Below are 19,748 nucleotides of genomic sequence, written 5' to 3'. Positions count from 1 at the left end.
GGGCGCGGGGGCGGGCTCGGGGTGGGGCACGGTCGCAGGCTCGGGGTGGGCGGACGCGAGCGGATGCGAGGGCTGCGCCGCGTCAGGCGCCACCGGATGCGCGGGTTCCGCCTCGTCACGTGCCACCGGCTGCGACAGCTCCGCCTCGTCACGTGCCACCGGTTGCGCGCCCTCGGCGCCCGGCGCGACCCTGGCCAGCAGGTCGGTCACCGAGAGGCCGATGCCGCCGCGCTCGATCGCCTCGGCGGTCGCCCGCTGGTCGGCGGGTGCCGGCCCGGTCTCGTTCACCTCAGGCACCGCAGATCACCTCACGCATGGAAGCCCTTCTCAAGTCGCCTTGTCCGTTTGTCGATCGCGCCGCAACAGTGGCGCCCGCCGCGGTCACGCCCGCCGCCAGGAGCGGAACTCCCGGAGCCGGTCCGGGGTGACGACGGCCTCCAGGAGGTCGTCGTCCAGGCCGCCCCCGCCCAGCGCCGCGAGCAGCCGGCGCGCCGGTGTGTTGCGGGGAGTGCGCTCCGCCGTCAGCCGGACCTCGGCGCACCCCAGTTCCTCGGCGCGCCCGGCCAGCCAGGCCAGGAGGCGTTCCTCGACGCCCCGCCCGAGGGCGCGGCAGCTCAGCAGCCAGCCCGTGACGTCGAGCCGGCCGTCCCCGGCGCGCAGGGCGAGGAGGCCGATCTGGCCGTAGTCGCCGAAGCGGTCGCGGGCGGACGCCGTCCACACCTCGCCCCGCTCGCGCCAGCGGCGGACGTCGCCGCCGTCGGCGGAGCGGGCGCGCAGGGTGAACTGGTTCGTGCGGCGGACGAGTTGCTCGGCGCGGCCGACGTCGGCGTCCGTCAGGGCCCGGACGTCGACCTCCAGCCGCAGTCGCTCCAGGAACTCCTCGAACCCGGTCTCCTCGCGCACGGCGTCCCGTTGCCGTTCCTGGGCGTAGAAGCGTGCGCGCAGCGCGTCCTCGGCCGTGGCCGCCACCGGGACCACCGGCCACAACCGGTCCAGGAACGCGGGCAGTTCACCGACGTGCGGGCAGGTCACGGAGAGTACCTGGGGTGCGGCGGCGCGCATCCGGGCGATCTCCGCCGGGTTGTCGTCGAGGAACAGGAAGCCGTCCAGCCCCAGACCGAGGATGCGGGCCGCGTCGGCCAGCCGGTCCGGCTTCGGTTCCCAGGCGGCCGAGATCACGCTGAAGTGCTCCGCCTTCAGCAGGCTGTCGGGGCGGTCCAGCACCGCGCGGACGGTGTCCTCGTCGTTGTTGCTGACGAGGGCGAGCAGCGCGCCCGCCGCCCGCCACTGGAGGAGCCGGCGGGCCAACAGGGCCCGTGAGCCGCCCAGTTCGACGCCTTCGGGACCGGCCTCACCGGCCACACCGCCCCACAGGGTCTCGTCGCCGTCGACCGCGATCACCTTGGGTGCCGGGCGGTGCGCGGCCCGGACGGCCTCGGCCAGGCGCAGCGCCACCGCCGCCTGGAACCGGGCGGTGAACGGCAGATGGGCCAGCTGCTCGGTGCGTTCGTCGAACGGCTGGTCCACGCCGTGGTCCCGGGTCCACGCGTCGGGCCCGAGGACGGCGACGCCGGGAACCTCGGTCAGGTCGGCGGCGACCTCCCGCTCCCACCGGGCGAGGCGTTCACCGGCGTGGGCGGAGGGCAGGACGCCGACGACGAGCGGCCCGCGCCGGCGTTCGACGGCGGCGCGCACGGCCGCCGTACAGGCCGTGCGCAGCTCGGCGAGCCCGTCGTCGTCGACCGGGCCGAAGCGCTCCAGGTCGCCGGCCCGCAGGAGGACGGCGCCCGTGGTCGTGTCCGGGTCGGCGAAGACGCCCGACGGGTCCCGCAGGGCGGCCGCGACCTGGTGGTACGGGGCTTCGGCGACGGTGACCGGGGCGCCGGGGGCGGCGGCGCCGAGGGCGGCCTCGCACATCCGCGGCAGGTCGCCCAGGGCGAACGTGGCGGCGAGGGCGAGCCGGTGACCGGGCCGCGCGGCCGGTGCCGGGGCGCGGACCGGGCCGGACGGGTCGTCCGCCGTGTCCGCGAGGAGCAGCAGCAGCTCCTCGCCGAGCCCGGTCGCGGCGCCGGCGTCCAGGATGTCGAGGTTGTGGTCGAGCCGGATCCGGCCGGCGTCCGGCGTCATGGTGACCATCAGGTCGAGGTCGGAGTAGCCGGTCCCCGCCGGCAGCACCTCCAGGGCCTTCAGGCCGCCGCCGGAGCGGACGTAGTTGAAGTACACCTCGACCAGCGGCGCGTCGGCCCGGTACAGGCCCTCCTCGGCCAGCACCGGAAGCACGTCGGAGAACATCGCGCCCTTCGTCAGCACCTTCTCCAGGCGTCCGTCGGTGCGGCGCAGCACCTCCTCGATCCGCTCCCCGGCCCGCGCCTCGGCGGGGAAGGGCACCGGCACCCCGAAGAACCCGACCGCGTCGTAGGCGTCGGCGTGGATGCGGGTGTCGACGGGCACGGCGAGGACGAAACGCTCCCGCTCGCGCCTGCGGCCCAGCAGGACGGTGAGGACGCCCAGGCAGAACGCGGCCGGGGTGACGGCGAGTGTGCTCGCGGCGGCCGCGATCCGTTCGGCCAGCCCGTCGGGGATCGGCAGGGTGACGCTCCCGGCCCGGTAGGTGCGGGTCTGCGGGCGGGGCCGGCTCAGGGTGAGGTCGAGGCGCGCGCTGCCCCGGAAGGTCTCGTGCCACCCGTCCGTCCCGCCGGACCCGTCGGCGCGCTGCGCCTCGATCAGCTGGTGCGCCTCGCGGTTGGTGACGGTGTCGCCGAGCGGTCCCGAGGTCAGCTCGGCGTCGATCTCGCCCGCCACGAGCAGCAGCGACTGCAGGTCGCTGACGGCGTGGTGGGCGCCGTAGACGAGGATCTGGCCGCGCTCGCCGCCGTCCAGCAGCTCGAAGCGCCACAGGGGTGCCGTGGCCAGGTCGAAGGGCGGTTCGAGGAGGGCGCGCAGCCGGGCGGCGGCGTCCGGTTCCGTGTCGTCGGGGACGACCGTCCAGCGCAGCGGTGTCGCCGTGAGGTCCCGGCGGACGCGCAGGACGCGTCCGCCGCCGTCCGCGTCCGTCACGGCGGTGCGCAGCGCGGCGTGCCGTGCGACGAGACGGTCGAGGACGCCGGTCAGGGTGGCCCGGGTGACGGGTGTGGTGAGGCGTACGGCGAGACCGACGGCGTGGGCGGCGTCGGGCATGCCGGGCCGGGCGCTGCGCAGCAGCCGCACGACGTCGCGGGTCGCCGGGAGGCGTTCCTCGTCGGGGATCTGGGCCGTGCCGGCCGGCTCGTCGGGTGCCGTGGCCGTCCGCCCGGGCAGGGCGGCGCGCAGCTCCTCGGCGAGGCCGCGCAGGTCGGCGGCGGAGAAGACGGTGGCGGCGGGCAGTTCGACGCCGAGGTCGCGGGCGAAGGCGTTGCGCAGCCGCACCAGCATGAGGGAGTCGAGGCCGAGTTCCTTCAGGGCGGTCGTCGCCGGGACCTGGGCGGTGCCGCCGGAGACCTCGGCGATCCGGGCGCGGACGTACGCCTCCAGCCGGACGGCCCGTTCGGCGTCGTCGGCCGCCGCGAGCACCTTCTCGACGAGTTCGTCGGTGCCCGTGGCCGGGGCGGGCTGGGTCACCAGCTCGGCGAGGATCGGGCGGGTGCGGACGGCGTCGGGGTCGAGGGACAGCAGCTCCCAGTCCAGGGCGAGGGGCGCGAGCTGCCGGCGGGACGTGGTCAGCACCCGTTCGAACAACTCGCCGCCGTCCCCGGTGGAGAGGGCGAGAAGTCCGGACCGGGCGGTCTGCGCGGCGCGGGCGTCGGAGCCCTCGACCATGCCCACCCCGGCCCAGGCGCCCCAGTCGAGGCTGAGGGCCCGGCGTCCGCGCAGGGCGAGGTGGTGGGCCCACGCGTCGAGGAAGGCGTTCGCGGCGGAGTACGCGCTCTGCCCGGCGGAGCCGAGCAGCCCGGCCGCGGACGCGAACAGCACGAACTCCTCCGCCTCCGGTACGAGTTCGGTCAGCAGGGCGGTGCCGAGGACCTTGGGGGCGAGGACGGCCTCGACGCGGTCGGCACCGAGGTGGGCGAGGGTGGCGTCGTCGAGGACACCGGCCGCGTGCACCACCCCGGTGATCGGGCCGAGCGCCTCGCGCACGCCGTCCAGTGCGGCCGCGAGGGCGGGGCGGTCGCTGACGTCGGCGCGGGCCACGTGCACGGTGACCCCGCGTTCGCGGAGTCCGTCGATCCAGGTGAGGGCGGACTCCGCGGGGGCGCTGCGGGCCAGCAGGGCCAGCCGGCGGGCGCCCCGCGCGGCCAGCCGTTCGGCGACGACCCGGCCGAGGCCGCCCAGGCCGCCGGTGATCAGGTGGGTGCCGGACGGGGTGGGGCGTCCGGAGTCGTCGGGGCGGGTCCGGGCGAGCCGGGGGACGCGGCGTCCGTCGGGGCGCAGGGCGACGAGGCGTTCGTCGTCGGCGTGGCGCACTTGGGTCCACAGGTCGTCGGCGCCGCCGGTGGGCGGCAGGTCGACCAGGGTGGTCCGCAGCTCGGGGTGCTCCTGGGCGACGGCGAGGCCGAAGCCCCAGGCGAGCGCCTGCTCGGGGTGGGTGACGTGGGTGCTGTCGCCGGCGGCCTGGCTGCCGCGTACGACGATGTGGAGCCGGGGCGCCCAGGCCCGGTCCGCGAGGGCACGCACCAGGTGCAGGGTGCTCAGGCAGCCCAGCCGGGCCGCCTCACCGGCCGTGGGGGCGTCCTCGATCGCGGGGGCGTCGAGCGCGGTCAACTGGACGACGTGCCGCGGGGGGGCGTGCGGGAACGCCTCGTCGAGCAGCCGGGCCAGCTGGTCCGGGTCGGCGAGGTCGAGCACGTACCGCCCCGGCTCCTCCTCGGCGAACTCCCCGCCGTCGCGGGCGATGACGTGGGGCGCGGAGCCGTCCAGGCGCCGGGCCAGGTCGGCGGCGACGCCGGCCGTGTCGGCGAGGAGGAGCCAGGTGCCCGGTGCCGGGGGTTCCGCGGCGGCCGGGCGGGGCCGCCAGCGCGTCTCGAACAGGGCCCCGTCGAGCGGGGACAGGGCGGCGAGCCGGAACTCACGCGCCTCCAGCAGGAGTCGGTCCTCCTCGTCGTACAGGCGCAGGTCCAGGGTGGCGGTGTCGCCGGAGACGGACCGCAGGACGCTGGTCGCCCAGGCGGGCGTGGTGCGCAGCCCGGTGTGGCGGAGGTCGCCGACGCCGGACGGCACGAACGCGCGGCCCTGCGAGGCGTCGGCGGGCAGGGCGGCGGTGTGGAAGGCGGCGTCGAGGACGGCCGGGTGGAGCAGGTGCCCGGCGGCGGGCCGGTCGGTGAGGCGGGCGACGGCGGCGGTGGAGGAGCGGCGGCCCGACTCCAGGCCCTGGAAGGCGGGGCCGTACTCGATGCCGAGGGTGGCCAGGGTGGCGTGCAGGGCCGTGACGTCGGCGGGTTCGTCGCAGCGGGCGCGCAGGGCGGCCGGGTCGTCCTCGCCGGGGGCGGCGGATGCGGTGGTGACGCGGCCGGTCACATGCCGTTCCCAGCGGGCGTCCGGGCCACCGGCCGGGGCGGCGAGGACGGTGAAGTCCCGGACGCCGTCGACGGCGGGCCGCAGCACGAGTTGCAGCCGGACCGGCCGGGACGCGTCCAGGCGCAGCGGCTGGAGGAACGTGACGTCGGTGAGCCGTACGTCGCCACCGTCCTGGACGGTGCGGGCGGCCTCCAGTGCCATGGTCAGGAAGGCCGCGCCGGGCAGCCACACCTCGCCGGTCACGCGGTGGTCGGTGAGGTAGGCGAAGCGGCTGTCGTGCAGGTCCACTTCGGTCTGGAAGAGGTGCCGGCCGGGTTCGTCGCCGGCCTCGACGTGCGTGCCCAGCAGCGGTGAGGCGCCCGGCGCGGTCGCCGGGGCCGGGGCGAGCCAGTGGCGTTCGCGGGCGAAGGCGTAGGTCGGCAGGTCGGCGCGGCGGTCTCCTGGGAACAGCGCGGTCCAGTCGGGGGCGTGGCCGGCCGTGTGGAGCGCGCCGAGGGAGCGCAGCAGCGTGTCGCGCCGGCCCGCGCCGCGGCGCAGGGTGCCGACGGTGACCGCGTCGACGCCGGTCTCGGCCGCCACCGCTTCGACGGCCGCGCCGAGCGACGGGTGCGGGCTGAGTTCGACGAAGTAGCGGTGCCCGTCGTCGAGGAGGCGCCGGACGGTGTCGGCGAAGCGGACGGGTTCGCTGAGGTTGGCGTACCAGTACGCCGCGTCCAGGTTCTCGCCGGGCACGGGCTCCGCCAGGACCGTCGAGTACAGCGGGGTCGCGGCAGGCGTGCCCCGGACCCTGGTGAGCCGGGCGAGCAGGTCGTCGCGGACCGGGGCCATCAGCGGGGTGTGCGAGGCGAACGGCGTCGACAGCGGCCTCGCCCGGACGCCCTGCGCGTCCAGGCTCCGGCGCAGGTCGGCGAGGGCGCCGGCGTCGCCGGACACCGCCGTGGCGTGCGGGCCGTTGACGGCGGCGACGAACAGCAGCCCGGCGTAGGGGGCGAGCAGCTCCTCGGCTCGCTCGCGCGGCACGTCCAGGGAGAGCATGCCGCCGTGTCCGGCGAGGGGGACGACGGCCCGGGCGCGGCCGGTGACGACCGCCACGGCGTCGTCCAGGGAGAGGGCGCCCGCGCTGTGGGCGGCGGCGATCTCGCCGAGGCTGTGCCCGGCCACGGCGTCCGGGGTGACGCCGACCGAGCGCCAGGCGGCGGTGAGCGCGGCGTTGACGGCGAAGAGCACCGGCTGGAGGTACTCGGTGCGCTCCAGCGGGGAGAACTCCTCGGGCGCCCGCAGCGCGGTGAGCACGGACCAGCCGGCGTGCCGCTGAACGGCCCCGTCGATCCGGGTCAGTTCGGCGGCGAACTCCTCCGAGTCGGTCATCAGGTCCAGGGCCATGCCGGGCCACTGGCCGCCGTGCCCGGCGTAGAGGAAGGCGACCTTGCCGGTGGTGTCCTCACGGCGGCGGGGCGGGGTGAGCCGGCCGGCCGCGAGGTCGGTCAGGGCGGTCCTCAGCTCGTCGCGGCCGTCGGCGACGAGGACGGCGCGGTGCTCGAAGTGGCTGCGGTGGCGGGCCAGGGTGTGGGCGACGTCGTGCAGGTCGGTGCCGGTGTCGGCCAGGTGCCGGGCGAGGGCGGCGGCCTGCCCGCGCAGCGCGTCCTCGCCCCGGCCGGACAACACGAACAGCCGTGGGCCCGTGGAGGGTTCCGGCGTGGGGGCGAGGGCGGGCGGCGCCTCCTCCACGATGACGTGAGCGTTGGTGCCGCTGATCCCGAAGGCGCTGACGCCCGCGCGCCGCACCCGGTCCGCCGAGGCGGGCCAGGCTGTCTCCTCGTGCAGGAGGCGCAGCCCGCTGTCCGCCCAGTCGACGTGCCGGCTGGGCTGATCGGCGTGCAGGGTGCGCGGCAGGGTGCCGTGGCGCAGGGACTGCACGACCTTGATCAGGCCGAGGACGCCCGAGGCGGCCTGGGTGTGCCCGACGTTGGACTTCAGCGAACCGACGTACAGCGGACGCCCTTCGGGGCGGGAGGCGCCGAACACCTCGGCGAGCGCGCCCGCCTCGATGGGGTCGCCGAGGGTGGTGCCGGTGCCGTGCGCCTCGACGTGGTCGACGTCGGCGGGGCGCAGCCCGGACTGCGCCAGGGCCCGGCGGATCACCCGTTCCTGGGCGGGGCCGTTGGGCGCGGACAGGCCCTGGCTGCGGCCGTCCTGGTTGACGGCGGTGCCGCGCAGCACGGCCAGCACCCGGTCGCCGTCGCGTCGCGCGTCGCCGAGGCGTTTGAGGACGAGCATGCCGGCGCCCTCCGCCCAGACGGCGCCGTCGGCGGCGTCGGAGAACGAGCGGCAGCGGCCCGTCGGCGACAGCCCGCGCAGCCGGCTGAACTCGACGAAGGTCCCGGGGGTGACCATCAGGGTGACGCCGCCGGCGAGCGCGAGGTCGCACTCGCCGGACCGCAGGGCCTGGGCCGCCAGGTGGACGGCCACCAGGGAGGACGAGCACGCGGTGTCGACGGTGAGGGCGGGGCCGTTCAGCCCGAGCGTGTACGCGAGCCGCCCGGAGGCCACGCTGAGGGCGGAGCCGGTGCCGACGTAGCCGTCGAGCTGGTCGAGCCGGGTGCCGGAGAGGTAGTCGCTGCCGAACATGCCGACGTAGACGCCGGTGCTGCTGCCGGCGAGGTCGGCGGGGACGATGCCGGCGCGTTCCAGCGACTCCCAGGCGGTCTCCAGGAGCAGGCGCTGCTGCGGGTCCATGGCCGCGGCCTCCTTCGGGGTGATGCCGAAGAACGCGGCGTCGAAGGAGTCGATGTCGTCGAGGAACCCGCCCTCGCGGGCGTAGGACTTGCCGGGCGCGTCAGGGTCCGGGTCGTACAGCGCCTCGACGTCCCACCGGGCGTCCGGGAACGGCCCGACGGCGTCGCGGCCCTCGGCGAGAAGCCGCCACAGGCCCTCGGGGTCGCGGGCGCCGCCGGGCAGCCGGCAGGCCATGGCGACGAGGGCCACCGGCTCCTGCGCGGAGGGAGCGTGCACGGGCCGGGCGGCCGTCGCCGGGCGCGGGCGGCCGAGGACGGTGGTCAGCAGGTGGTCGGTGAGCCGGGCCGGGGTGGGGTGGTCGAAGAGGAGGGTGGCCGGCAGCCGGGCCCCGATGCGGGTGCCGACGCGGTTGCGCAGGTCGACGGCGGTCACCGAGTCCATGCCGAGGTCGCGCAGCGGCTGGTCGGGGCCGACCGCCTCGGCCGAGCGCAGACCGAGGGTCTGGGCGGCCTCCTCCCGGACCAGGGCGAGGACCCGGGCGGCGCGTTCGGTCTCGGGCAGCCGGGACAGCCGGTCGGCGAGCGTGGGTCCGCCCGCCGGGGCGGCAGGCCGGGCGGGCAGCAGGGACCGCCACAGGGCTCCGGCGGGCGCGGCGGCACGCAGCCGGGGCAGGTCGAGGGACCAGGCGACCAGGTGCGCGCTGTCGTGCCGCAGGGCGAGTGCGGTCAGGGCGGCGCCCTGTTCGGGGGTGAGGGCGCGGTGACCGAGGCGGGCCATGCGCTCCAGGTCGGCGTGCTCGGCGGCCAGCCCTTCCCCCGCCCAGGCGCCGTAGGAGAGGGAGAGGGCGGGCAGGCCGCAGGCGCGCCGGTGGTGGGCGAGCTGGTCGAGGAAGGTGTTGGCGGCCGCGTAGTTGGCCTGCCCCGGGGTTCCGACGACGCCCGCGGCGGAGGAGACGAGGAGGAACAGGCCGAGGTCGAGGTTCGCGGTGAGGCGGTGCAGATGGGCGGCGCCGTCGGCCTTCGGGCGCAGTACCTCGGCCAGCCGCTCCGGGGTCGTCTCGGCGAGGACGCCGTCGGCCAGGACGCCGGCGCAGTGCACGACCCCGCGCAGGGGTGCCTCGTCGCCGACGCGGGCGAGGACTGCGGCGAGGGCGGCTTCGTCGGCGACGTCGCAGGCGGCGATGTCCACCCGGGCGCCGAGCGCGGTCAGTTCGTCCGTCACCTCTCCGGAACGCGGGTTTCCGGGCCCTTGACCTGACGTCAGCAGAAGGCGGGGCACGCCGTGTTCGGCGAGGAGGCGGGCGATCCGGCGGCCCACGGCACCCAGGCCGCCGGTGATCAGCACGGTGCCGTCGGTGGGGATCGCGGGTCCGGCGCCGGGAGGGGCGGGACGGGCCCGGACGAGCCGGGGTGCGAGGAACCGGTCGCCGCGCAGGGCGACTTCGGGTTCGCCGGTGTCCACGACGGCGGAGAGCGGCAGCTCCCGGGCGTCCGTGTCGACGTCGACCAGGGTCAGTCCCAGGTCGGGGTGTTCGGCGCGCGCGGCGCGGGCGAGGCCCCACAGAACGGACCGCGCGTATCCGGCGGCGGTGTCCGTGGCCGTGGCCGCGACGGCTCCCGTGGTGACCCAGACGGTACGGGCGGGGGCCTCGTCCGGCGGCAGGGCGATCAGTGCCCTCAGCTCGTCCAGCGCGGCCGCCGCCGTCGCGTGGGCCGTGGCGGCCGGGTCGGCGCCGGGTTCCGGCGCGGGCCAGCGACGCACCACGGTGCCGGCGGGCGTCTCCGCCGGTTCGGGTCCGGCGGTGCCCACCGGGGTCCAGGCGACCTCGTACAGGTGGCGGCCGTGCTCCGGGCCGGCGGTCGGCTCGGCCCGGTGCGCGGCCCGCAGGCGCACACCCTCCAGCCGGCCGGCCGGGAAGCCGTCGGTGTCCCACAGGGTGACGTCGAGGACGACGTCCTCGCCGGGCTCCGGCGTCCGGCGGACGACGGCGAGCAGGTCCGTCGCCCCGCCGGGCGACAGGACGCAGCGGGCCATCGCGACCGGCAGCAGCACCCGCCCGCCGGTGAGCGGTTCGAGGACGGCGGCCACCTGCAAGGCGGCGTCGAGCAGGGCGGGGTGGACCGGGTACGGGTCGGCGCTGTCCCGGGCCGCCGCCGGGAGGGAGAGCCGGGCCAGGACGGTCCCGGCGCCGGTCGTGGTGGCCTCCCGCACGCCCTGGAAGGCGGGCCCGTAGCCGAGGCCGAGGGCGGCCAGGCGGGCGTAGGTGTCCTCGTCCCAGGCCGGTGCGGACTCCTCGGGCCAGGTGGGAGGTTCACCGGCGGGCGGTTCGGACGGCTCGGCGGCGGACGCCGTGGCGTGCGGCGTCCAGTCGGTGGATTCCGGGCCGCGCGGCCGGCTGTGGACGGTCACCTCGGCCGTGGGCCCGGCCGTGCTCACCTCGACGGACACCTCGGTGGTGCCGTGCGCGGGCAGCGTGAGCGGGGTGAGGAGCAGCAGCCCGGCGACGTCGGCGGGGCGGTCCGGGCGGGCCACCGCGAGGGCGGCACGGCACAGTTCGAGCAGGGTGGTGCCGGAGACGACGGTGCGGCCGTGGACGGTGTGGTCGGCGAGCCAGTCGGCGGTCGCCGCCGACCACTCGTTGCGGAAGGTCCAGCGGGTCTCGTCGGCCGACCGGAGCTGGATGCCGAGCAGCGGGTGCGCGGCCCGGTCGAACAGGCCCGGCGCGTCCGCGCGGGAGGCGGCCTCGATCCAGTGGCGCTGCTCGTCCCAGGCGTAGGTGGGCAGGTCGACGGGGGCGGTGGGCGGCACGAGCCGGCGCCAGTCGACGTCGTGGCCGTGGACGTGGAGCCTGGCGGCGGCGCGGTCGAGGCAGGCGGGGCCGTCCTCGTCGCGGCGCAGCGAGCCGACCGTCACCAGGTCCTCGTCGATGGTGTTCAGGGCTGTCAGCAGGGAGGGGTGCGGGGCGAGTTCGAGGAAGCAGCGGTGGCCGTCCGCGATCATGCGTTCGACGGTGGGCGCGAAGCGGACGGGCTCGCGCAGGTTGCGGTACCAGTGATCGGCTTCGAGCTCGTCGGTGACGGGCGCTGCGGTGACCGTGGAGTACCAGGTGACGGCGGTGGGCTGGGTGAGCACGCCGTCGAGTTCGTCGAGGACGGTGTCGCGCACCGGCTCGACGCGATCGCTGTGGGAGGCGTAGTCGACGTCGAGGACGCGGGCGAAGACCTGCTCCCGCTCAAGGCCCTCGACCAGGGCGCGTACGGCGTCCACGGCTCCCGACACCACGGTGGAACGGCCGCTGTTGACGGCCGCGACGGTGATCGCGCCGTCGCCGGTCCGGCGCTCCACCTCGGTGTGCGGCAGTGCGACGACGGCCATGGTGCCGGTGCCGGACAGGGTGGTCAGGGCGCGGCTGCGCAGGGCGACGACGGCGGCGGCGTCGTTGAGGCTGAGGGCACCGGCGACGCAGGCCGCGGCGACCTCGCCCTGGCTGTGCCCGACGACGGCGTCCGGGCGGACCCCGCGGGCCCGCCACACGGCGGCCAGCGACACCATCACGGCGAACAGGACGGGCTGGACGACGTCCACACGGTCCGGACCGGGGGCGGCGGGGTCGCCGCGCAGGACGGAGGTCACCGACCAGCCGGTGAAGGGGCGCAGGGCGGCGTCGCAGCGGTCGAGTTCGTCGGCGAACACCGGGTCGTGGTCGAGGAGGTCGCGTGCCATGCCGGGCCACTGGGAGCCCTGGCCGGGGAAGACGAACGCCACCTTGCCGGTACGGGCCGTCCGGGGCGGGCCGGTGACGAGGTCGTCGTCGGCCGCGCCCTCGGCGAGCGCGTGCAGGGCGCGCAGCAGGCCGTCCCGGTCGGCCGCCCGGACGACGGCCCGGTGCTCGAAGTGGGTGCGGTGGTGGGCGAGGGTGGCGGCGACGGCGGGCAGGGGCAGTTCGGGCCGGGCGTCGAGGTGGCCGAGCAACCGGGCCGCCTGGGCGCCGAGCGCCGGGAGGCTGCGCGCGGAGAGCGGGAGGAGGACGGGGCCGGGCGAGGCGGCGGGCGGGGGCGCCGGCACCTCGGGGGCCTCCTCCAGCACGACGTGGGCGTTGGTGCCGCTGATGCCGAACGCGCTCACTCCGGCGCGCCGGACCCGTCCGGCCTCCCGCGGCCAGGGGCGCGCCTCGTCGAGGACGCGCAGTCCGCCGTTCTCCCAGTCGATGTGCCGGGTCGGCGTCCCGGCGTGCGGGGACGCCGGTATCCGTTCGTGGTGAAGGGCCAGGACGGTCTTGATGACGCCGGCGATGCCCGCGGCGGCCTGCGTGTGCCCGATGTTGGACTTCAGGGACCCGATGCCGAGGGGCCGCCCGGCGGGGCGGTCCGGGCCGAACACGGCGGCGAGGGCGCGGCCCTCGATGGGGTCGCCGAGCGGGGTGCCGGTGCCGTGCGCCTCGACGTGGTCGATGTCGTGGGGCCGCAGCCCTGCCGTGTCGAGCGCGGCCCGCACCACGCGTTCCTGGGCGGGTCCGCTGGGGGCGCTCAGGCCCTGGCTGCGGCCGTCCTGGTTGAGGGCGGAGCCCTTGACGACGGCGAGGACCCGGTCGCCGTCACGGCGGGCGTCCGCGAGCCTCTTGAGGAGGACGACGCCGCAGCCCTCCGCCCAGACGACCCCGTCGGCGTCCGCGGAGAAGGGGCTGCACCGCCCGGACGGCGACAGCCCGCGCAGCCGGCTGAACTCGACGTGCCCGCGCGGGGTGAGCAGCAGCGTGGCGCCGCCGGCCAGCGCGAGGTCGCACTCGCCGCCCGCCAGCGCCCGGGCCGCCAGGTGCAGGGCGACCAGGGAGGAGGAGCAGGCGGTGTCGACGGTGACCGCGGGTCCGCGCAGGCCGAGGCTGTAGGCGATGCGGCCGGAGGCGACGCTGGGCGCGGTGCCGGTGCCGACGTGCCCGTCGAGCTCGCCGAGGCCGGCCGAGGCCAGGTAGCCGCTGTCGTACAGGCCGACGTAGACGCCGGTGGAGCTGCCGTTCAGGGTGGCGGGGACGATGCCGGCGCGTTCGACGGCCTCCCAGGCGGTCCGCAGCAGGAGCCGCTGCTGGGGGTCCATGGCCGCCGCCTCGCGGGGGGAGATCCCGAAGAACGCGGCGTCGAAGCGGTCGATGTCGCGGAGGTAGCCGCCCCGCAGGGAGTACGCCCTGCCCGTCGCCTCCGGGTCGGGGTCGTACAGGTCCTGGGTGTCCCAGCGGCCCGCGGGCACGTCGCCGACGGCTTCCCGGCCTTCGTCGAGGAGCCGCCACAGCGCGTCGGGGTCCTCGGCGCCGGGCAGCCGGCAGGCCATGGAGACGATGGCGATGTCGTCGTCGTGGCGGTGCGGGGCCGTGCCGTCGGGTTCCCGGGGTGTGGCGGGGGCGGCGGGCCGGTCGTCGAGGACCGCTTCGGCGAGCGCCGCGATCGTCGGGTGGTCGAAGACCAGGGACGGGTCGAGGGTCCGGCCGGTGAGGTCCGCCAGTTCGGCGGCGAGGGTCACCAACTGGCGTGAACCCAGGCCGAGTTCGGCGAGCGGCCGGTCGGGGTCGACGGTGTCCGGGTCGAGTCCCGTCGCCCGGGCGACGGCCGACTCCAGCCAGGCCCGGACGTCCCGCGGGGTGCGCGGGGGCGGATCGGGGAACTGCTTCGGGGACGCGTGCGCAGGCATGGAGACAGATGTCCTCGTGGGTCGCGGAGAGGAGGTCGCGGCGTACGGGGGCGTGGGTCCGCGTACGCCGCGGTGTGCGTCGTACGGCGCGTGCCGCGGCGTACGACGGGACGGGGCGGCGTCAGCCGAGGGCGGGTTCCTCGATCCGGGCGAGGGTGCCGCCCAGGTGGGCAGTCCTGCAGGCGTGGCGCTGGATCTTGCCGCTGGAGGTCTTGGGGATGGTGCCGGGCCGGACGAGGACCACCTCGCGCACCGCGATGCCGTGGGTCTCCGCGACGGCGCTGCGGACCACGTCGGTGATCTTCTCCGTCTCGCCCGCCATGTCGGGGGCGATCTCGGCGACGAGGACGGCCTGTTCGGTGCCCGTGGGGCCGGCGCCGGTGGCCGTGCCGTCCACTCCGAAGGCGGCGGTGCAGCCGGGACGCAGGGCCGGGTGGGCGGCCTCCGCGGTCAGTTCCAGGTCCTGCGGGTGGTGGTTGCGGCCGTCGACGACGATGAGGTCCTTGAGGCGTCCGGTGACGAACAGCTCGCCGTCGCGCAGGAATCCGAGGTCGCCGGTGCGCAGGAAGCGGCCCTCGTGCCCGGCGAGGCGGGCCCGGAAGGTCTCGCGGGTGGCGAGGGCGTTGCGCCAGTAGCCCTTGGCGACGCTCGCGCCGGACACCCAGATCTCGCCGGCCTCGCCGTCGGGGAGTTCCTCGCCGCGCTCGGGGTCGGCGACGACGACGGTGAGCCCGGTGCCGGGGCGGCCGGAGCCGACGGGGGCGGTGTCGGGCCGCCCGTCCGGGGGCGGGAGCAGGGTGGGCGCGGTGCCCGGGGTGCTGCCGCTGACCATCAGGGTGGCTTCGGCCAGGCCGTAGCAGGGGTACAGGGCGTCGCGGCGGAAGCCGGCCGGGGCGAAGGTGTCGGCGAAGCGCCGCAGGGTGGCGGCCCGCACCGGTTCGGCGCCGTTGAAGGCGACCTTCCACGCGCTCAGGTCGAGGCCGTCGAGGAGTTCGGGCGTGGCGTGCCTCAGGCTGAGCTCGTACGCGAAGTTGGGGCCGCCGCTGGTGTGCGGACGGTAGCGGCTGACGGCGGTGAGCCAGCGCTGCGGCTGCTGCAGGAAGTGCAGTGGGGAGAACAGGGTGGCGGTGACGCCGAGATAGACGGTGTTGAGGACGGGTCCTATGAGACCCATGTCGTGGTAGACGGGCAGCCAACTGACGAACATCTCGTGTCCGTGCTCGGTGACCGCGTCCGGGGTGTGCCCCATGCGCTCGGTGATGATCCGCTCGTTGTCGAGCAGATTGCCGTGGGTGACCATCACGCCGCGGGGCGCGGAGGTGGAGCCCGACGTGTACTGGAGGAAGGCCACCGAGTCGGCGGTCAGGGCGGGTTCGCGCCAGGCGCCGGCCGCGTCGTCCGGGATGTCCTCGGTGGCCACGCACGTCAGGTCGGCGAGTTCGGGCAGGTGCTCGGTCAGGCCGGTCAGCGCCTCGATCACCTCGCGGCCGCCGAGGATCACCTGGGCGTCGGCGTCGGCGATCAGCCGCCGCATCCGGGTCAGGGCGCGGTGGTTCTGCGCGCGGCCGCGCGGGGGGACGCCGGGGACGGCGACGACACCGGCGGCGAGGCAGCCGAGGTAGCCGCAGACGAACTCGAGGCCGGGCGGGTACAGGAGCATGGCCCGGCTGCCCGCCAGGCCCCGCTCCTGGAGCCAGGCGGCGATCGCACGGGAGCGCCGGGCAAGGCGGCCGTAGGAGATCTCCTGGATCTCGCCGTCACAGTCGCCGGTGACGAGGTATCGGTAGGCGGTGCGCTCGGGGTGGCGCACCGAGTGCTCGGTCAGAAGGTCGACCAGGGATCGCACCATGTCGCGAGTCTCACCTGTCTGGATCGGTGGGCGAAGAAGGGAGTTCGAGGGTCACGTGCCGGACACGTGCAGACGCCTCGGTCGCCCGGGCCCCCTTGCCCGGCCGTCCGTCTCGACGACCCGCCGAGGGGTCACGGCGCTGGTCCGCCGTCCCCTCGTGTCCCCCCGCATCAATTGGCTACCGGTGAGTAGCACCGTAGCAAGCCGGTCCGGTCCGATGGGCCGAACACAGGTAAACCCTACGTGTCGAACGGATGTTGGCGAGGCGGGGGCCTGTTCGACGCGTCCCGGATCGCCCCCGGGCGCTCCCTGCGGACCGCAACCGCGACAGTCCGCGACAGATGCGAGCAGACTCTCAGCACATTCGAACCCAAGTATTCGCCGACCGTGCGAGATCGATCGATGACGGTGTGTACTGTGCTCCGAGCGCCGCGCCTCAAGGTCTCGTGCGGAGGCCTGCCAGATTGCCCCCAATCGACCTTCTGGGAAACCGACTCGATGATCGAATCACACCGGTGCATCGGCGCCCCGCCGGCCCGGCTGGAGGCCCTGACCGCGCTGCCCGCGCTCTTCGACCGCTTCCCAGGGCTGCGGCTGGCGGCGGACGAGAAGGAGCTGCGCCAGGTGCCGTCGTTCATCGCGTTCGGCTGGCGGGAGATATCCGTGCGGCTGCGCGGCTGACGGAACACCCGCGCAGGGACGCGACCGGTCCCCCGTTCCGGTCGTGTCCCCGCGGTGCGTAGACCGTACGGCTCCGGCGCCGGCCATGTGTATCGCGTCGGTGCCCGCTGAGCGGCCGCCAGGACTCACCTGTGCACAGCCGCGTCCTAAACGCCCGCTTTCGTCGCGTGCAGGGCGGGGGGTTCCAGGTCACCGAGCGCGAGATGGGCCAGGACGACCTCGTAGAGATCGCTGCCGCCGGCCAGGAGGCGGCGCTCCAGGACGGGCTCGGCGCTGCGGACGTGCTCGCGCACGGTCTGGGCGTGGACGCCGAGGCGCTGCGCGGCCCGTTCGGCGTTGCCGCCTTCGGCGATCCAGGCGCGCAGGGTGCGGCGCAGGTCCCGGGTGTCCTGGTCGAGACGGGACAGCAGGTCCTGGGCCCAGGTGACCATCGCGGGCCCGGACAGCAGGTCGCGCAGCGAGACGGGGTCGTCGTGCGCGGGGATCTGGTCGGCGGGCGCTCCGGCCAGGCCCTCCTGGGTGTTGAGGGCGACGTGGACGACCGCCCGGGCGGTGAGGTCGGAGAATCGGGTGCTCAGCAGTGCCTCGACCCGCTCCATGCGGGCGCGCACGGTGTTGCGGCTGACGCCGAGCACCTTGGCGGCGTTCACCGCGGTGAACTCCAGGCCGAGCCGGGTGGTGGCGAGCAGTTCGGCGCGGGTGTGGTGCGGCAGGGCGTCGAGCGGGCCCAGCACCCGGGCCGTCCAGCAGCGCAGGGCCGCCGGGTCGACGAGGCGTTCGGGGTGGGTGCGCTCGGCGTAGACGGCGGCCTTGTCGGGCCGGAAGTGGGCGACGGCGAGCGCGCTCACGGCCTGCCCGTAGGCGGTCGCGGTGCGCACCAGGGACTGCCGGGCGCTGCCGCCGAGGAAGGTGCGCGGGCGCGGGCCGATCAGCGACCGCAGCTCGCGGGCCTCCGCCTCACCGGGGGTCACGACGATGACGTGCTCGTCGACGGCCGGGCACAGCACGACCAGCGCCCGCTCACCGGTCGCGTCGATGCACTCCTCGGCGAGCCGGTCGCGTTCCTCGGCGCTGCCCTCGACGACGTAGACGCACGCGCTGTCGGTGTCCAGCAGCCCGGGCCACAGGCCGGCCGCGACCCTGCGTGCGGACACGGTGTCCTCCACCATGAGCAGCTGGAGGATCGCCAGGCGCAGATCGGAGGTCGCCCGTTCCAGGCGGTGTCCCGCGGCGGTGGTCTCGCCGGCCTTCAGCAGGAGCTCCAGGACGTGGGCGGTGTGGCCGACGATGTCGGCGGCCCGCCGGTCGAAGGGCTCCGGGCGGGACACGGCGAGGACGCCCGCCGCCGCCGGGTTCGGGCCGGCGACCCGCACCAGCCGCAGATGACGGCCCCGGCCCTCCCAGGCGGCCGACGCGATCCGGCCGGCGGCGACGGCGCCGGCCAGCTGCTCGTCCAGGGGCGGCCGGGTGCCGGCGACGAGGGCGCCGGAGGCGTCCAGGAGGCAGGCGGTGCCCCGCAGGGCGTCCGCGAGCCAGGCCACGACCCGGCCGACGTCCCTGCCGTGCGGCCGCAGGTGCTCCAGCAGCTCCTGCGCCCACGCCGAGGGCCCGGCCTCGCTCACCCCTGCCTGCCCGGTTCCGTCCTCTCCGCCAGCCATGTCGGCCTTCACCTCGTCTTGCGGTCTTGCGCCTCGTTCACGTACCGGTCGGGGACGTTACCTCACGCCCGCGCGGCGAGCCGGTGCCGACGGGGTGCCGGCCCGCCCCGGCGATAGGCTCGGCCAATGGCGAAGTACTACGACGTGCACCCCGACAATCCGCAGCCGCGCACCATCGCGCAGATCGCCGAGAGCGTCCGTTCCGGTGCGCTCATCGCGTACCCGACGGACTCCTGCTACGCGCTGGGCTGCCGGCTGGGCAGCCGTGACGGCATCGACCGCATCCGGTCCATCCGCCGCCTGGACGACCGGCACCACTTCACCCTCGTCTGCCAGGACTTCGCGCAGCTCGGCCAGTTCGTACGGATCGACAACGACGTGTTCCGCACGATCAAGGCGTCGACGCCCGGCAGTTACACGTTCATCCTCCCGGCGACCCGGGAGGTGCCCCGCATGCTCCAGCACCCGAAGAAGAAGACCGTCGGCGTGCGCATCCCCGACCACGTCGTCACCCAGGCGCTGCTCGCCGAGCTGGGGGAGCCGCTGCTGTCCAGCACGCTGCTGCTGCCGGACGAGGAGGAGCCGATGACCCAGGGCTGGGAGATCAAGGACCGTCTCGACCACGTGCTGGACGGGGTCGTGGACTCCGGTGAGTGCGGCACCGAGCCGACGACGGTGATCGACTTCTCGTCCGGCGAGCTGGAGATCGTGCGCCACGGCGCGGGGGACACGTCCCGGTTCGAGTAAAGGCGTCCCCAAACGGCCGGGGGTGCCCGAGAGCGCCGGGCCGTGCGGTGAAAGCATGAACGCGGTCCGGCCCGCCGGGGCCGGTGACCTGTTCCGCCGTGCGATCGCAGAGAGGGCCCCCCGCAATGACCTCCGTCCAGGGCAACGTTGTCGACATCCCCACCGAGGACGGCGTCGCCGACGCCTACCTGGTCCATCCCGCCGAGGGCGGGCCCCGGCCCGCGGTCCTGCTCTACATGGACGCGTTCGGGCTGCGGCCCCGGCTGGAGGCGATGGCCGACCGGCTCGCCGCCGCCGGGTACACGGTGCTGGTGCCGAACCTGTTCTACCGCGCCCGCCGGGCCCCGGTGCTCGACCTGCCCGAGTTCATCGACACGGCGGCCCGGCCGGACATCTTCGAGGCCCTCGGGCCGATCATGGCGCAGCTGACCCCCGAGGCGGCGATGCGGGACGCCGGCGCCTATCTGCGGTGGCTTCAGGCGTGCCCGGCCGTGGCGGACGGTCCCGTCGCGCTGACCGGCTACTGCATGGGGGCGCGGCTGTCGCTGCTGACGGCCGGCACCTACCCGGACCGGGTCGCCGCCGCGGCCGGTTTCCACGGCGGCCGGCTCGCCACCGAGGCGCCGGACAGCCCGCACCTGGTGGCCGGACGCGTCACGGCGGAGCTGTACTTCGGGCACGCGGACGGCGACCCGTCGCTGCCGCCCGAGCAGATCGATCGCCTCGAGAAGGCCCTCACGGAGGCGGGTGTCCGGCACCGCTGCGAGGTGTACCCGGGCGCCGGCCACGGATTCACCCAGTCCGACACCGCCGCGTACGACCGCGCGGGGGACGAGCGGCACTGGGAGGCGCTGCTCGACCTGCTCGACCGCACGTTCTGAGCGGTGTGTTCGGGTGACGGGGGCGGG

The 19,748-nt window shown here is 75.9% G+C and carries 5 protein-coding genes and 2 pseudogenes; 3 read left to right on the top strand and 4 right to left on the bottom strand.

Annotation, left to right across the window (positions count from 1 at the left end):
- The 3 genes and pseudogenes from ADL34_RS25125 to ADL34_RS25115 all read right to left on the bottom strand — a co-directional run.
- Positions 1-297, bottom strand: a pseudogene (locus tag ADL34_RS25125) (hypothetical protein); the annotation flags it as partial.
- An 84-nt stretch (positions 298-381) separates the two neighbouring features.
- Entirely contained in the window at positions 382-13,905 is a 13,524-nt protein-coding gene (locus ADL34_RS37065; RefSeq protein WP_062671797.1) for a type I polyketide synthase, read from the bottom strand.
- A gap of 121 nt (positions 13,906-14,026) precedes the next feature.
- Positions 14,027-15,754: a fatty acyl-AMP ligase gene (locus ADL34_RS25115; RefSeq protein WP_062671796.1), complete on the bottom strand. Its 1,728-nt coding sequence runs from the start codon at positions 15,752-15,754 to the stop codon at positions 14,027-14,029.
- A gap of 510 nt (positions 15,755-16,264) precedes the next feature.
- On the opposite strand from ADL34_RS25115, the pseudogene ADL34_RS25110 reads away from it, so the two are divergent.
- Positions 16,265-16,435, top strand: a pseudogene (locus tag ADL34_RS25110) (cytochrome P450); the annotation flags it as partial.
- A gap of 146 nt (positions 16,436-16,581) precedes the next feature.
- Here the strand turns inward: ADL34_RS25110 and ADL34_RS25105 are convergent.
- Complete coding sequence (locus ADL34_RS25105) at positions 16,582-18,093, bottom strand: helix-turn-helix domain-containing protein (RefSeq protein ID WP_062671802.1); 1,512 nt, start codon at positions 18,091-18,093, stop codon at positions 16,582-16,584.
- 126 nt (positions 18,094-18,219) lie between these two features.
- On the opposite strand from ADL34_RS25105, the gene ADL34_RS25100 reads away from it, so the two are divergent.
- Together ADL34_RS25100 and ADL34_RS25095 are read left to right on the top strand one after the other, a co-directional pair.
- The gene (locus ADL34_RS25100) at positions 18,220-18,840 is read left to right on the top strand and encodes an L-threonylcarbamoyladenylate synthase (RefSeq protein ID WP_062671794.1); all 621 of its coding nucleotides are present in this window, start codon (positions 18,220-18,222) and stop codon (positions 18,838-18,840) included.
- A 125-nt stretch (positions 18,841-18,965) separates the two neighbouring features.
- Entirely contained in the window at positions 18,966-19,721 is a 756-nt protein-coding gene (locus ADL34_RS25095) for a dienelactone hydrolase family protein (RefSeq protein ID WP_062671793.1), read from the top strand.
- Positions 19,722-19,748 lie beyond the last annotated feature (27 nt).

It is taken from the genome of Streptomyces sp. NRRL WC-3605 (assembly GCF_001509795.1).
Classification (GTDB): domain Bacteria; phylum Actinomycetota; class Actinomycetes; order Streptomycetales; family Streptomycetaceae; genus Streptomyces; species Streptomyces viridochromogenes.
This window is presented reverse-complemented; position numbering and strand designations above follow the sequence as displayed.